The 15,750-nt window shown below is 63.1% G+C and carries 11 protein-coding genes and 1 riboswitch; all 11 genes read right to left on the bottom strand.

Annotated elements, in window-relative coordinates:
• Window positions 1-14 precede the first annotated feature (14 nt).
• A complete protein-coding gene (locus EV286_RS16835; protein ID WP_132958298.1) occupies window positions 15-812 on the bottom strand; it encodes an ABC transporter ATP-binding protein in 798 nt (265 codons plus the stop codon).
• Entirely contained in the window at window positions 805-1,812 is a 1,008-nt protein-coding gene (locus EV286_RS16830) for an iron chelate uptake ABC transporter family permease subunit (protein ID WP_132958297.1), read from the bottom strand. Before EV286_RS16830 ends, EV286_RS16835 begins: the two co-directional genes overlap by 8 nt.
• Window positions 1,809-2,822 (bottom strand): iron ABC transporter permease, encoded by a 1,014-nt coding sequence (locus EV286_RS16825; protein ID WP_132958296.1) that lies wholly within the window; start codon window positions 2,820-2,822, stop codon window positions 1,809-1,811. The genes EV286_RS16830 and EV286_RS16825 overlap by 4 nt, the downstream gene beginning before the upstream one ends.
• 6 nt (window positions 2,823-2,828) lie before the next feature.
• Window positions 2,829-3,794, bottom strand: a complete 966-nt coding sequence (locus EV286_RS16820; protein ID WP_245500732.1) for an ABC transporter substrate-binding protein — start codon at window positions 3,792-3,794, stop codon at window positions 2,829-2,831.
• Between the two features lie 124 nt (window positions 3,795-3,918).
• A complete protein-coding gene (locus EV286_RS16815) occupies window positions 3,919-6,084 on the bottom strand; it encodes a TonB-dependent siderophore receptor (protein WP_132958295.1) in 2,166 nt (721 codons plus the stop codon).
• A 360-nt stretch (window positions 6,085-6,444) separates the two neighbouring features.
• On the bottom strand, window positions 6,445-7,317 hold the full coding sequence (locus EV286_RS16810) for a MurR/RpiR family transcriptional regulator (protein WP_132958294.1): 873 nt from the start codon (window positions 7,315-7,317) through the stop codon (window positions 6,445-6,447).
• Between the two features lie 151 nt (window positions 7,318-7,468).
• On the bottom strand, window positions 7,469-8,482 hold the full coding sequence (locus EV286_RS16805; RefSeq protein ID WP_132958293.1) for an iron ABC transporter permease: 1,014 nt from the start codon (window positions 8,480-8,482) through the stop codon (window positions 7,469-7,471).
• Between the two features lie 50 nt (window positions 8,483-8,532).
• Complete coding sequence (locus EV286_RS16800; protein ID WP_132958292.1) at window positions 8,533-9,492, bottom strand: ABC transporter substrate-binding protein; 960 nt, start codon at window positions 9,490-9,492, stop codon at window positions 8,533-8,535.
• 13 nt (window positions 9,493-9,505) lie between these two features.
• A complete protein-coding gene (locus tag EV286_RS16795) occupies window positions 9,506-10,291 on the bottom strand; it encodes an ABC transporter ATP-binding protein (protein ID WP_245500731.1) in 786 nt (261 codons plus the stop codon).
• A gap of 241 nt (window positions 10,292-10,532) precedes the next feature.
• Window positions 10,533-10,750, bottom strand: a riboswitch (cobalamin riboswitch).
• Between the two features lie 420 nt (window positions 10,751-11,170).
• Complete coding sequence (locus EV286_RS16790; RefSeq protein WP_132958291.1) at window positions 11,171-11,710, bottom strand: winged helix DNA-binding protein; 540 nt, start codon at window positions 11,708-11,710, stop codon at window positions 11,171-11,173.
• A gap of 2 nt (window positions 11,711-11,712) precedes the next feature.
• On the bottom strand, window positions 11,713-15,339 hold the full coding sequence (locus tag EV286_RS16785) for a hydantoinase B/oxoprolinase family protein (protein ID WP_132958290.1): 3,627 nt from the start codon (window positions 15,337-15,339) through the stop codon (window positions 11,713-11,715).
• Window positions 15,340-15,750 lie beyond the last annotated feature (411 nt).

The following is a 15,750-nucleotide window of genomic DNA, read 5'->3' as shown; positions in this document are numbered from 1 at the left end:
ATGGAAATCGGGTCTCAGCGGGAGGCGATTGGCAGGCAGAGCGGCGTGCCGTCGGCCGGATGCGGGATCACCATCGCGTCGATACCGAAGACAGTCCGGATCAGATCCGGCTTCAGGAGATCGGCGGGGCTGCCCGATGCATGGATGCCGCCACCGGCGACCGCGATGATGTGATCGGCATATTGGGCTGCGTGATTGAGGTCGTGGACCACCATGACGATGGTGCGTCCGCGTTTCCCGTTCAATTCCTTCAAAAGCTCCAGGACTTCGAGCTGATGGGCGATGTCGAGATAGGTCGTTGGCTCGTCGAGCAGCAGGATCGGCGTTTCCTGCGCGAGCGCCATGGCGATCCAGGCGCGCTGGCGCTGGCCGCCGGAGAGCCGGTCGAGCGGCCGTTCGGCAAGATCGGCAAGGCCGGTCGCGGCAAGCGAGGCCCCGACGATCTCCTCGTCCCTAATCGTCGTGCGCGAAAGCATACCCTTGTGCGGATGCCGACCGAAGCGGCAGAGCTGGCGAACGGTGAGGCCATCGGGGGAGACAGGGCTTTGGGGCAGAAGCGCGAGCGTCTGCGCGATCGCCTTGCCCGGCATCGTCGCGATCGCTTTGCCGTCGAGGGTAACAATACCGCCGAGCGGCTGGATTATCCGTCCGAGCGCACGCAGGAGCGTTGACTTGCCGCTGCCATTGGCGCCGATCAGGGCCGTGATCTTGCCATCCGGAATGGCGACATCCACGCCGTCGAGAACCTTGATCGTGGCATAGCCGAGCGTCAGGTCCCGTGCGGCCAGGCGGGAATAGACGGCATCAGTCATGACGGCCGACCTCCTTGATCAGCAGGAAGATGAGATAGGGACCGCCGATGACGGCCGCGACAATACCGGCCGGAATCTCGTTCGGCAGAGCGGCGAGGCGGCCGATGAGGTCGGCGGCGGAAAGCGTCAGCGCGCCGATGAGGGCGCTGACAGGAACCAGGTGGCGGGCGCGCCGTCCGACGAGCATGCGGGCGGCATGTGGCGCAAGCAGGCCGAGAAAACCCATGCTGCCGACCGCGGCGACGCTGCTGGCGCAGAGGGCAACGGAAACGAGGATGAGGCCGCCGCGCAGGCGGCCGGGCGACATGCCGAGGCTGGTCAGCGTGTCATCTCCGAAGCCACCGGCATCGAGCCGGATCGTCGCGATCAGCACGAAAGGCAGGCAGACGACAAGCCAGAGCGTCAGGGCGAGCACGTCGGCCATCGTGCTGCCATAGACGCTGCCGGCGAGCCAGACCATGGACTGGTCGGCGCGCGTCGGGAAGAGCACCATCACATATTGCATCAGCGCCTGCGCGAGCATGCCGAGCGCCACGCCGACAAGGGCCAGTGCCGCAATGCCGCCGCCGAAGCTGCGCCCGATCGCAAGCAGGGCGAATGCGCCGACAAGCGTCCCAGCGACGACGCCGGCCGGGATCGACCAGATCGCCCAGGCGGGCGGCGTGAAGAGGCCGGCAAGGAAGGCGCCCAGCCCGGCACATTTGGTGATGCCGACGACATCGGGTGAGGCGAGCGGATTGCGTAGCGCGCCTTGCAGGAAGGTACCTGCCACGCCAAGGGAGGCGCCTGCGAGGATCGAGACGATGACGCGCGGCGCGCGATACTGCATGACGATGAAGGCGCTTTCCCCCCCGGCGATACCATCCAGCACCTGGCCGATCGTCAGCGTGACGGCGCCGATCGTCATCCCAAGCAGGGCCACCAGAACAATGAGTGCCGCGACGCCCATGCAGACCGTCGTGGTGCGGAGCGATGGCGCGCTGGCGGTATTCATGTTCATCGCGCCCTCTGCTGCCAGAGGATGGCGAGGAAGGCGGGTGCGCCGACCAATGCGGTTACAATGCCGACCGGCACCTCCGCCGGGAAGGCGGCGACACGACCGAGAAGATCGGCGGCATTCAAGAGCAGGGGGCCGGCAATGGCGCTGAGGACGATGAGCGTCAGCTGATCGCTGCCAGCCAGGCGACGCACGATATGCGGCACGAGCAGGCCGATGAAGCCGATCGGGCCGCCGACCGCGACGGCTGAGCCGGCAAGCACGACGATGAGAACCGCTGCGAGCCCGCCGGCACGCCGGGCATTCTGGCCGAGTGAAAGGCCGGTCGTCTCATCGAGCGCGAGCACACCGAAGTGACGGCCGGCAAGCAGCGCGATGCCGCCGCCGACAAGCGTGAAGGGAAGTATGATCGCGACCTTGCCCCATTGCGCGCCATTGATCGAGCCGGCGAGCCAATAGACAATGTCCTGTGCCGCATTGTTGGCGATCAGGATCGCCTGAACGAGAGCCGCGAGCACGAGCTGGATGGAGATGCCGGCAAGTGCGAGCTTCATGTCGTTCATCGCGCCGGAGACCGAGAGCGCCCACATGGCGAAGCCGACAGCGGCGGCACCCGCAAAGGCCGGCCCGACGGTTCCTGCGCCGCGCAGGCCGGGCAGCGCGATCAGGCACAGGACGATCATCAGGGACGCGCCGGCGTTGATGCCGAAGGTCTGCGGCGAAGCGAGCGGATTGCGCGTCAGTGTCTGGATGAGAACGCCGGCAATGGCGAGGTTGGCGCCGATGAGCAGCGCCAGTACCGTCCGCGGCAGGCGCACGTCCCAGACGAGAGCGCTCTGCGGCGAGCCGTCCGGCGCGAAGAGGAGCCGCAGGGCGTCGGCAACGGGCAAGTCGGATACACCGAAGGAAATGCCGGCAAGCATGACCACGGCAAGGGCGAGGCAGAGAACAAGACCGAGCAGCGCCGGGCTGCTCGTCCCCCGTCCATTTGCAGCGGCGCCCTTACCCTTCATGGTCGCCTATCCGGCATTGTAGACCTTAGCGAGGATCTCGCGGCCGATCATCTCTGCCGTCTTCAGGCCGCGAAAGCGGGAAAACTGGTTGCGGTCGACCTCGAAGATTGTGCCCGCCTTGACGGCCGAGATGTTGGTGAAGGCGCTGTTGCCCTTCCATTGATCGAGCACGGTGCCGCCGGCATCGGTCGCGACCAGAAGCACGTCAGGATTGACGGCGATCAGCCGCTCGAGACCCGCACCGCTTTCCACCGGATCGGAGGAGTCGATTGCCGGCATCAGGCCCATGGCCTTGAAGACCGAGCCTGTGAAGGACGACGAGGTATGGAGGCTCATCGAATCCGACGACGCGACCGCGAGCAGGAAGCGGCGTTTCTCGCCGGCGGGAATGGCGGCGATGAGAGCAGCGATGGCCGCTTCGTGGTCGGCAATCGCCTGCGCGCCCTTCCCCTTCTCGCCAAGTGCATCGGCGATGACGACGACCGAATCCTTGATAACCTGATAGCTGCCTTCCCAGCTGTTCAGGACGATCGTGGGTGCGATCGCGCTGAGCTGCGGATAGATCGCCGAATGGCGGGTCAGGTCGGCGACGATCAGATCGGGGGTCAGCGCACTGACGAGTTCCAGGTTGGGCTCCAGCCGCGTGCCGACAGAACTGTAGTCGATATGCTTGCCAAGCAGCTGGTCGATACGCTGCGGCTGGTTGTCGTCGGTGATGCCGACAGGCGCCACGCCCAATGCATCGAGTGCTTGGACGAAGGAAAACTCGAGGGCCACGATGCGGCCGGGCTTGCCGGAAATTTCGGTCGTGCCCAGCTCATGCGCGATCGATCTTTGGCCGGCGTTCTCATCCGCCATTGCCTCCAGGGCGCTGGCAGGAAGCGCCGAACCGGCGATCAGGAGGCCCAGGCTCGTGCAGAGGCCGCGGCGGGAAATGGCGTTGGCAAACATCTTGGATACAAAGTCATTCATCAAAGGCGGGTGGTTTCCATTCGATAGCGGAGCCTGTCGGGTCCGGCAAGAAAACTTTCTGCTTTTTGTCATGTTAGGAATAGGAAGGCGCCGGCCTGCGGCACCTTCCTATTGGGGATGCGTCTCAGAAGGCGACGGAGGCGGTGACGAAGAAGGTGCGCGGCTGGCCGACGAACTTGCCACCGTTGTTGTCGGTCGAGCGGGTGAAATACTCCTTGTCGAAGAGGTTCTTCACGCCGAAGGCCAGTTTCGGGGCATTCTTCTTGTCCTGCGGCTCGTAGGCGACGCGCAGGTTCACCGTCGCGTAACCGGGGATGTCGCCAAGACGACCGGTCGGATCCTCGTCGGTCACATAGGTTGCGCCCTCTGCGGCGTTGCCCGGCGAATGCTGCTTAGACTGCGCGAAGACATCGGTATTGAAGACCCAGTCCTCGTATTGGTAGCGCGCGCCGAAAGAGCCGACATGGCGTGAATAGAAGGGTAGGTCGCGGCCCTTGAAGGCGCCGGCCTGGTAGGTTGCCTCGGTATAGGTGTAGGTCGCCGAAAGCGAGAGCCCGTCGAAGAAGGGCGCGACTTCGCTGAGATCGTAGCTCGCAGCCGCCTCGATCCCGCGATGCTGCGTCGCCCCGAGATCGGTCCAGATACCTTCACCGACGATCGTACGGCCAAGATAGAGTTCCTTGTCGAAGTCGATGTTGAAGGCGGTCAGTTCGGCGGTCAGATAGTCGCCTTCATAGTGTGTGCCGATTTCGTAGGTCGTCGCCTCTTCGGGATGCAGGCCGTCCGTCGTCGATGCCAGCTGGCTGTATTGCTGCGGACCGAAGGAGACGCCCGCATTGGCAAAGACGCTCCAGACGTCGTTGATCATGTACTCGGCCGAGAGCGTCGGCAACGCTTCGTGCGCGTCGATCTCCGGATAGAGCGCACTGGTGATATTGCCGTTGCTGAGGTTGACGACGTCGTTGTGCGTGCTGATCATTTCGTAGCGCACGCCCGGGGTGATGGTCCAGTTGCCGAGCTCGATCTTGTCGTCGATGTAGAAGGCATGCGCCGTCGTGCCGCCGTCGCTCGTCTGGTAGACGTTCATCGGGCGGCTGTTGGGATTGATGCCGGAGGCGCGGTTGTAGAAGCCGGTGCGGGCGGCAACCTCGGAGCTTTCTTCCCACAGGTACCGGTAGCCCACGGTCACCTCCTGCGTGACGCCACCGAGTTCGAACAGGCGCGAATATCGCGGCTCGATGCCAAAATAGGAATAGCTGCGCGGTGCCGAGGTGAGGCGATAGAGGTTGGCGCTTGAACCGGTGCCCTGCTGCTCGACGTGGCTGCCGCGGAAGGAGTCGACGTAGTAGGTCAGCAGCTCGAAGTTGTTCTCACCGTCGTCGTGCTGATAGCGCAGCGAAATGTCGTTGCGCCTGCCGCTGAAGTCGTCATAGCGCCGCGTCGACTGATAGGGGTCTTCCGCGAACTCCTTCGTCGTCAGGCCGCCCGGCATGCGGCCTTCCCCTTCATAGTGATGGAATTGTATGCCGAGCTTGTCGGTATCGGAAAATTCGTAGGCGCCCTTGAGGATCAGGTCGTCGATGTCGGTACGGTCATTGCTGTCGCGATAGCCTTCGCCGTGAATGCCGGAATAGAGAACCGCAGCGCCGAGCCCATCCGGGTTGGTGCCGCCGATGAGCAGGTTCGGAAAGACCTTCGCATTGCCATTCGTGCCGGCGAACTCGGCGTTCGAAGCGAAGCGCGCGGTAAAGTCTTCCGGGATCGGCCGGGTGACGAAGTTGATGATGCCGCCGACATTCTGCGGCCCGTAGCGCACCGAGCCGGCGCCACGCACGACATCGATCGTCTCGACATTGCCGAGCGTCAGCGGGAAGAGCGACAGCTGCGGCTGGCCATAGGGCGCGTAGGCCAGCGGAATACCGTCCATCAACACGGTGGAGCGCGGGGAGAGGCGCGATGTCAGGCCGCGCACGCCGATGTTCAGCGAGACATCACTGCCGCCGGTACCGTTGCTGTCCTGCACCTGCACGCCGGGAACCAGTTTCAGCGCGTCGCGAATATTGGTCGCCCCGCTCTCCTCGAACTGCTCGCGGTTGACGATCGTTCGTGCGCCCGCGTGCTTGAGGATCTTCTCCTTGTCAGGCTCCTCGAGCCAGTTGCCGGTCAACGCGATCGGATCGAGGACCGTATCTGCGGCGGACTTGGTGGCTTCTTGCGCGGCGCCGTGAACGGGAATCACAGCAACAGTCGCGAGCAGGGCGGCCTTGAAGGCATGGCGATATTGGAGCATCGGGGTCCCCTTAACAGGTCAAAAGACATGGGTTTGCAATGCGCAAGACAGGCGCTCGCCCGCCTTGCGGCTGCTGTTCGCAATGAATTCGGAAATGAGGCGGTGGCCGCCGGGCCTTTGGATCAGCCGCGGCCGGTCGGCCTAGCCGCTAACGACAATGAGGAATGAAAATCGAAGAGGATCGAGCAATGCGGTTCATGCGAGTAAGCCTTTAGACAAACGTCGGACACGCGCTGCGGCGCATCTCGTTGTCGCATTGACTACAAGATTGTAGTGAGCGTTTCAACAAAACATAACAGTTTTTCTCATATTTTTTCTCCTCCCGAATTTCGGGAGGCACAGGCGCGCAAATGAGGCAGATTATTCGGGGATTTGAGCACGCAGATTGGCAAGCCGCGCCCTGGTCGCGAGTGCCTTCTCCTTGTGGCGTGTCGCCAGCCCATAGGCGAGAATATCGGTGGCAACGATGGCGCCGATCGTCCAGCTCGCGAGGCCGGTCGCGGCGCCGACACAGGTGAGCACGGCCGAAACCTTGTCGCGATAACGGTCGCGAAGCTGAACCCCGCAGACAAGAACGACGTCGCATCCGACCTGCGTGACCTGGTTTACGATCAGCTTCAGTTCCGCGGTATCGCGCGCAGTGTGAAAGAGGATGACGACATCGCCGGCGCGCAGGTCGATCAGTTCGTTGGCGAGTGCAAAGCCAGAAGCGCCGGATTGACGGGTTCGCAGACCCACGCGACTGAGCGCGATGGAGCAGTGCCTGGCTTCCACCTCGGACCGGCCCATCCCAAGACACCAGACCGTATCGGCACGCTCCAGCAGAGATATGGCGTGATTGACCGAATCGGTTTCCAGCGTCTCCTGGGTGGAGTTCAGCACCTCATGCGCGGTGGTGAACATCTGGCTGGCGATGGTCGTGAGGTCATCGCCGGTCGCCCGCAGGCGCTGCGAAAGCCGCTCGGTCGTCGGCACGCTCTTTGCCATCGGGCGGCTGCAGAATCGCTTCAGTTCGGGCAAGCCGCTGAAGCCCAGCCGTCTCGCAGTTCGGATCACGGTCGCGTCGCTGGTTCCGGTCTCGGAGGCTATCTCTTCGGCGCTTCGGAAGATCAGTATGTCGACCGGCAGGCCCAGCAGATATTCGGCCACCACGAGTTCCGTGCGGCTGAGCTCCGTCCTGTGGCGATCAAAATGCTGCCTTAACACAGGGACGCCCGGATCGCTTGCTTCCATTGATCTTCCACCTGCAACAAATCGTTGCGTTTCCCATAACCAAGATCTGCGGCGGTGGAAACCCGCATGGACAATCTCGGCAGGGCGGTTGCTTGTCCCGGGAGTATGCGGTGACGTGTGCCGGTCCGCCCATATGTCCGGGGAAATCAGGTCACCGGCTTCGCCTCAGGATCAGGACGAACGCAAGGCCGCCGACAAGTCCCGTAACGATGCCGATCGGCATGTCTTCGGGGGCCATGACGAGGCGCGCGGCAATGTCCGCCCAGATCAGCACGAGCGCGCCGATGGCGGCGCTTAAAGGTACCACGCGCACGTTGTCGGCGCCCGCGACAAGTCTCACGAAATGCGGCACCATCAGACCGACGAAGCCGATCGCTCCCGCAAAGGCGACCATGACGCCAGTCAGCAGAGCCGTGAGGACGAAGAGCAAGACGCGGAAGCGGGCAACCGGTATGCCGAGCGTGAGGGCGGTCTCATCCCCCATTACCAGCGCATTGAGTTCGCGTGCCCGCAAGACGAGCACGAGAAGGCAGAATGCCAGGATTGCGGCCGGATAGATGAGGTTCTGCCACTGGGCCAGCCCGAGGCCACCGAGCATCCAGAAGACGACCGTGCTCGCCGCACGAGGATCACCAAGGAAAATCAGAAGATTGCCGAGGCCGGTGAAGACGAAGGCGACGGCAACGCCGGCAAGCACCAATCGGTCGGCCGATTGCGAGCCCGTCAGGTGGGCGACCAGCGCGACTGACGCTGTTGCCAGAAGTGCGCCGCCGAACGCAAAGAGCGGCACCGTGAGGAGTCCGAGGACGAGACCGGTATGCAGCAATGCCAGGATCGCACCGAAAGCCGCCCCGGACGAGACGCCGAGCAGATGAGGATCGGCAAGCGGATTGCGCGTCAATGCCTGCAGGACGGCGCCGGTGACCGCAAGCCCTGCACCGACGACAGCCGCGAGCGCTGCACGCGGGAACCGTACGTCCCAGACAATGCTCTCCTGCCCCATCGACCAGGTGACGAGGAGACTGTCTGGACGCAGCTTGTTGGCGACGATCGACCAGACCGTGGTGAAGGGGATAGGTGCCGCCCCAAGCGACACCGCAGCCGTCAGCGACAGGAGTAGGAGTGCGGGAATAACGAGAATGAAGAGCTTAAATGTGGAGGTCATTCAAAATCCATATTGCGCCCGGATCCAGCCGATCCGAGCGCTGCAGGTGCTCAGAGCATGTTTCGGTGAAAGGCCCTGGCGAGCTTGGCGATCGCGTCGATGTTGCGCGGCCCGGGCGTCGCCTCGACATAGGGCAGAACGACGAAACGATCGTTCTTTATCGCGTCGACATTCCTGAAAGCTGGATTGTTCTTGAGGAAGTCTATCTTCTGCTGGGCGGTAACCTCGCCATAATCCACGATCACGATAACCTCCGGGTTCCTCTCGATTACCGGCTCCCAGGAAACCTCGATCCAGCTCTTGTCGACGTCATCCATGATATTGACGCCGCCGGCTGCCTCGATCATCGCGGTCGGTATGCCATATCGGCCGGACGTGAAGGGCTTCTCCTCGCCGGAGTCGTAGACGAAGACGCGCGTCGGCCGCTCGATCCGGCCGATGCGGTTTTCGATTTCGGCGAGCTGCTTGCGATAGCCGGTGACGAGCGCCTCCGCACGGTCCTCGACATGAAAGATCTTGCCCAGGTTCGTGAGGTCCACGAACATGTCGTCCATTGTCGGCTTGTTCTTCGCCATGATGTGGATGCAGGATTCCGTTAGCTCGTAGACCTTGATCCCGAACGGAGCGAGCGTTTCCGGCGTTACCTCGCCGCCGACTTTCATCCCGTAGTTCCATCCGGCAAAGTAGAAATCGGCATCGCTGCCGAGCAGCACCTCCTTTGTGGGATATTTCGGTGAGAGCTCGGGCAGTTCCTTCACGCCCTCGCGCAGTTTCTCGTCGAGTGTCTTCCATCCCGAGACGCCCGTGTAGCCGACCATGTGATCCTGGAGCTTCAATGCCAGCATCATCTCCGTGAGGTTGACGTCGTTGGAGACGGCCCGCAGCGGCGGCTTCTCGAAGGTGACGTCGCGGTTGCAACTCCTGACAGTCACGGGTGCGGCAGCAGCGGTACCCGCAACTAGAAAGGCACCGAGAAACAAGGCGGCGTGAAGCGAAATGCGATTGGGCAAGGCAAAACTCCTACTATCTGAGGGAAAAGGAAAAGCGATGATGTGAACCTGTGTCCTGATGGCGCCGGACCGAAACGTCGAAAGCGGCGGATATGCGTTCGGGGGTCAGCACTTCGCTTGGTGCTCCGCACCCCGTAATGCGGCCGCCACGGATGACGGCGACCTGTGTTGCGAAGCCAGCGGCGAGATTGATCTCATGCAGCGTGGTGACGATGGTGGGGCCGACTTCCCGGAGGAGCTCGAGAATTTCGAGCTGGTGGCGGATGTCGAGGTGGTTCGTCGGCTCGTCCAGGATGATCAGCTCCGGCTGCTGGGCGAGTGCCCTGGCGATCAGCGTTCGCTGCTTCTCGCCGCCTGACAGCGATGCAAACTGCCGACCCGACAGATGCTGGAGATCGAACCGGGCAAGGGCCGTCGCCGTCACCGCGTGGTCTTCCTCGCTCCAGCGCGCCGTGCCCTTGCGGTGGGGAATGCGGCCCATCATGACCACGTCTCGGACACTGAATGGGAAGTCGCCGGGTGTGTCCTGCAGGACGACCGCGATCCGCTGCGCCACCTCGCGAGGCCCCATGCGCCATAGCTCGGTTCCATCGAGACGGATGGAGCCAGAAAGCGGGCGGACGCCGCGATAGAGGCACCTAAGCAGGGTGGACTTGCCCGCTCCATTCGGTCCGATGAGCGCAAGCCGCTCCCCCGCGCCGACGGAGAGGGTGATGTCTTTGATGATGGGTCGCGATTTCACGGGTCCCCAGGAAAGCCCCGCGACCTCCAGTCGGGCGCACCTCTTGACCGTGCTCACGACGCCCTGCCTTCTTGGCGCAGAGCAAGGACCGCGGACGTTAGCGGTCCGGCGCCGGTCGGCGAACGCGCGTCCTCGTATTTGCAAGAGATATTGGTGCGGACCCGAAGCGTCCGAAAACTGTCAATGTCCATGAATAACCTCCTGGAATAGTTCCCGGAGGCACAGTCCCAGGAAGACATGGGCGCGTGAGCGCGTAATCTTCAAACCAGCCATTCTCCATCGGAACACCCCGTCCGTTGCGGTTGACGTTGTCGATGGCAGGTCTCCTGGCTCGCGGGTCTCGGCCCGTTCGCGCCTTCCCGGCTTGAAAGCCAGTGGCATATCGCGAACGCGCTCTCCGCTTACAGTTGCGGGGGCAGCCACGGTCTTGGCCCCTATTGGGTCATCCGCACCGTGTTCCCTTTTCAGCCGCCCGCCAGATTTTCCGGCAGCGGCACCATCTGCGTGATCCTTCGCACAGGCTCTCGAAGACTGCAACCAGCTTTCTGGAAGTGTGGCCAAGTGATGGTCCTCTTAAGCGCGGCTCCGGCAAACTCACAGCACCGTTATGTTATTTAGTTACGTTGCGCAAGAGATCCCTCTTCGCCTGCCTCACCGGCGCGAGAGGTTTCAGAATTGCCGCAACTCGGCGGCCGAAACGCAGGCCTCGAGGGGCGGCGAGCGCAGGTCCTTTCGCTAGCTTCAAGCCTCCAGCGCATTCGAAAGGGACTTGGATAGCCGGAATGGGGGTGCCCGAAAGCCATTGTTGGCTGGACTTATGCGGCTCGCGGAGAAAACGTCACCGCCGGCCTCGAACAAGCCCGTTTCTGACCGGAAATCCGACATGAGGGCGCGCGAGAGGAGAATGACCGTTGGTCTCTTCCTGCGGCGTCGGGCTCAGAGGGTTGCCGCTGATCTTGCCGCCTGTTCGTAGTATCCGGACATGGCCCTCAGATGCGAAGCGATGTCTGAGAGATCGTCCTGCGAAAGACCGGACACCTTGGTTGCTTCCACGAGAAGGCGTTCGCGGATTTCTGAATAGCGCTTCACGGCCTCCAGACCCTTGTCGGTCGCCTGGATCATCTTCTCCTTGCCCGCCTTGCCGGTCTTCACGAGGCCGGCCGCTTGCAGCTTCTTCACCGCATAGTTGGCGATGTGGGTGTCCTCGATGTCGAGCACGAGGCAGAGATCCGAGAGCGTCTTCGGCTTGCCGCGATGGCGCACCGAATGGATGATCATCACCTCGACCGGCGAAAGCCCTGGCACGCCGGAGGCCGCCATGCAGCGCACGATCCAGCGGTTGAAGGCGTGGGAGTAGAGGATGAGGCCATATTCGAGCTCCGAGAGCGCGGGCGAGCTTCCAACGGCGAGATGGGCGGAAGAAACGATCAGCTCGCGCTTTTCGCGGGTCCCTTTCCGGATTTTCGCGTCGCCCATGCTCAGCCCTCCGCCCTGCCGTAGCCGCCGCCCGTCGGCGTCACCACCGTGAAGGCCTCGCCGGCCTCGAGCACCGTATGGGCGCTGCCGGGAAATTCCTCGATGCGACCGTCGTTGCGCCGGACTAGGTTGCGGCCGGTCTGACCGGGCTCGCCGCCCTCAAGCCCGAAGGGCGCGATCCGGCGGTGTCCGGAGAGGATCGCGAATTCGAGCTTCTCGCGCGTGCGGATCGTCCGCTGCGTGCCATCGCCGGCCGTCCAATTGCCACGCCCGCCGGAGTTCGCACGAATACGGAAATCCTCCAGCACGACAGGAAAGCGTGTCTCCAGAATTTCCGGATCGGTCAGCCGCGAGTTGGTCATGTGGGTATGCACCGCATCCGCGCCGTTGAAACCGGGACCCGCAGGTGCGCCTGAGCAGATCGTCTCGTAATACTGGTATTTGTCGTTGCCAAAGGTGAGATTGTTCATCGTGCCCTGGGCAGCCGCCATGGCGCCGACGGCACCGAAGAGGCAGTTGGTCACCGCCTGGCTCACCTCGACATTGCCGGCGACGACCGCGGCCGGATATTCCGGCGTCAGCATCGTGCCTTCCGGGATGACGATGCGGATCGGCCGCAGGCATCCGGCATTCATCGGAATATCCGCCTCGACCAGCACGCGGAAGACATAGAGCACCGCAGCCCGCGTGACCGGGCGCGGCGCGTTGAAATTGTCGCCGCGCTGGGGTGAGGTACCGGTAAAATCGACCGTTGCCTCGCGCTTTTCCTTGTCGATCGTGATCTTCACCACGATCCGGCAGCCCTGGTCCATCTCGTAGGAGAACTCGCCGTCGGGCAAGCGGTCGAGCACGCGCCGCACGCTTTCGGCGGCGTTGTCCTGCACATGGCCCATATAGGCGTCGACGACGTCCTCGCCGAAGAGCGCGATCATCTTCTTGACTTCTGCAACGCCCTTCTCGTTCGCGGCAACCTGCGCCTTCAGGTCGTTGACGTTCTGGGCAAGCGTGCGCACGGGATAGCGCGCACCGGTGAGCAGCGCTGCCAGTTCCGCCTCGCGAAAGCGACCGCGGTCGAGCAGCTTGAAATTATCGATATAGACGCCTTCCTCCTCGATATGGGTCGCAAGTGGCGACATCGAGCCTGGCGAGATGCCGCCGATATCGGCGTGATGGCCACGGCTTGCGACCCAGAAGCGGATGCGCTTTCCATGCGCGTCAAATACTGGAGTACAGACGGTGAGGTCCGGGAGGTGGGTGCCGCCGTTGTACGGGGCGTTGATCAGGAAGACATCGCCGGGATGAATGATCGGATTCTCCCGAATGGCCGTCGCGACAGAGGCGTCCATGGAGCCGAGATGCACCGGCATATGCGGCGCGTTGGCCACGAGATTGCCCTCGGCATCGAAGACGGCGCAGGAGAAGTCGAGGCGCTCCTTGATGTTGACCGAATATGCCGTGTTCTGCAGCGTGACGCCCATCTGCTCGGCAATCGACATGAAGAGGTTGTTGAAGATCTCCAGCATCACGGGATCGGCCTTGGTGCCGATCGCCGTGCGCTCGGGCAGCGCCCTGATACGGCTCAGAACGATATGATCCTTGCCCGTCAGCCTTGCCTGCCAGCCATCCTCGACGACGATGGTCTGGTTCGGCTCGATGATGATCGCCGGTCCCGTCACCCTGTGGCCTGGCGCAATTGCCTCGCGTCGAACTACCGCAGCGTCATGTGTCTCACCTTGCGAGTGGAAGCGCTCGCGCCGTGCCGCCGGCGCCTCGCCTTCGGCCGTTGCTCCCATATCGAAGTTGATCTCAGCGGCCGCGCCGCCGATCGTCTCCACCTCGACGGCTTCCACGACCAGCGGCTTGTCCTCGGCAACGAAGCCGAAGCGCCGTTTATGCACGGTCTCGAAGTCGCTCCGCAGCCGCAATGCGTCGTCAAGGCTGGGGAAGAGGGTCTCGACGGCGAGCACGGTGTCCGTTCCCGCATAGCGGATATGGGCGCGCACGACGGTGCGGATCGCCTCCGCCGCTACCCCTTGTGCCAGAAGCTCCGAAAGGCAATCGCCCTGCAGTTCCTTGCCGAGATCTGCGATCGCCGCCGGTGCCGCCTCGTCGAGCGTGACGCCCAGCGCCTTCTGCCGCGTGGCACGGATATCGGCAAGTCCCATGCCATAGGCGGAGAGGAGTCCTGACATCGGGTGGATCAGGATATTCTTCATGCCGAGCGCATCGGCAACGAGGCAGGCGTGTTGGCCGCCGGCGCCGCCGAAGCAGTTCAGCGCGTAACGCGTCACGTCGTAACCGCGCTGGACGGAAATCTTCTTGATTGCCTCCACCATGTTGGCGACAGCGATGCGGATGAAGCCGTCCGCCACCTCCTCCGGGCTGCGGCCGTCGCCGATCTCTGCGGCCAGCACGGCGAATTTTTCGCGCACGGTTTCGACGTCCAGCGGCTGGTCTTGGTTCGGCCCGAAAATCGCGGGGAAGAATTCCGGCAGCAGCTTGCCGGTCATCACATTGGCATCCGTCACCGCCAGAGGCCCGCCGTTGCGGTAGCAGGCGGGGCCGGGATTGGCACCGGCCGAGTCCGGCCCGACGCGGAAGCGCTCGCCGTCAAAATGCAGGATCGAGCCGCCGCCGGCTGCGACCGTATGGATCAGCATCATCGGCGCACGAACGCGCACGCCGGCCACCTCGGTCTCGAAGGCACGTTCGTATTCACCGTCGAAATGGGCAACGTCCGTCGAGGTGCCGCCCATGTCAAAGCCGATGACACGGTCGAAGCCGGCCTGCTCTCCGGTCTTCGCGAGCCCGACGACGCCGCCTGCGGGACCCGACAGGATCGCGTCCTTGCCCTGGAACATGTCGGCCGCGGTCAATCCGCCGGAGGACATCATGAACATGACGCGAGCGCCAGTGCGGGCAACATCAAGCTCGCGCGACACCTGTTCGACATAGCGCCCGAGAACCGGGGAGAGATAGGCGTCGACGACGGTGGTATCGCCGCGCCCGACGAGCTTGATCAGCGGCGAGACCTCGTGGCTTACGGAAACCTGTTCGAAGCCCATCTCTCGGGCGATACGGGCAACCGCGGCCTCGTGGTCCGGAAACCGGTATGAATGCATGAAGGCGATCGCGACGGCGCGATAGCCTTTCGCCCGCAATTCCTCGAGCGCATTGCGCGCTTCAGCCTCGCGGAGAGGGCGCTCGATCGTGCCGTCGGCCAGGATCCGCTCGTCGATCTCCACGACCTCGCGAAAGAGCGCTTCGGGCTTGACGATTTCGGTCGCGAAGATCTTCTTGCGTTCCTGATAACCGATGCGCAGCGCGTCGCGAAATCCTCGCGTCGTGACGAGCGCCAGCGGTTCCCCCTTGCGCTCGAGAAGCGCGTTGGTCGCAACCGTCGTGCCCATGCGCACCTCGCCGATCAGCCCGGCGGGGATGGGCTCGTCCCAGGAAAGGCCGAGATGAAGGCGGATACCGTGAACGGCTGCATCGCGATAGGCGGACGCGTTTTCGGAAAGCACCTTCTTCGCACGCAGCTGGCCTTGCGGATCACGCGCCACGATATCGGTGAAGGTGCCGCCTCGGTCGATCCAGAAATCCCAACGTCCGCTATTGTCGTTTCGCATCGCCGCACTCCGATGTTTGTATAAAATATCGATAAATCGTCGATGATTTGTCGTCAACAGTTCTCACGACGCTTGCGCGCCGTGAGCCACTTAGCTGCAGGCGTCTGCTTATCCGAAGCAGCATCGAGGGGATGCAGAGAGCAGGAACGATCTCCTCGATCCGGGATCGTTGACGCTGCCTCCCTGGCAGGGCTATCACGTCGCCACCCACGGCGTCCCGTTTGTCAGTCAACTATTCAGCTAATACGCTAGTCGTCGCAGATAGCCTCAATCGGCGTAACTGACGGGCTGCACTGTAAGAGTTCCGCGCCGGCGTATTTACGCGGAGCGAGAATCGCGAAACACTGCGCGCCAGTTGGCGATTCTCTTTGGTCAGGCTCGAGGTCCGGGCAAGCGGCCATCCAGAGGGGA

This window comes from Rhizobium sp. BK251 (assembly GCF_004345245.1).
GTDB lineage: Bacteria > Pseudomonadota > Alphaproteobacteria > Rhizobiales > Rhizobiaceae > Rhizobium.
This window is presented reverse-complemented; position numbering and strand designations above follow the sequence as displayed.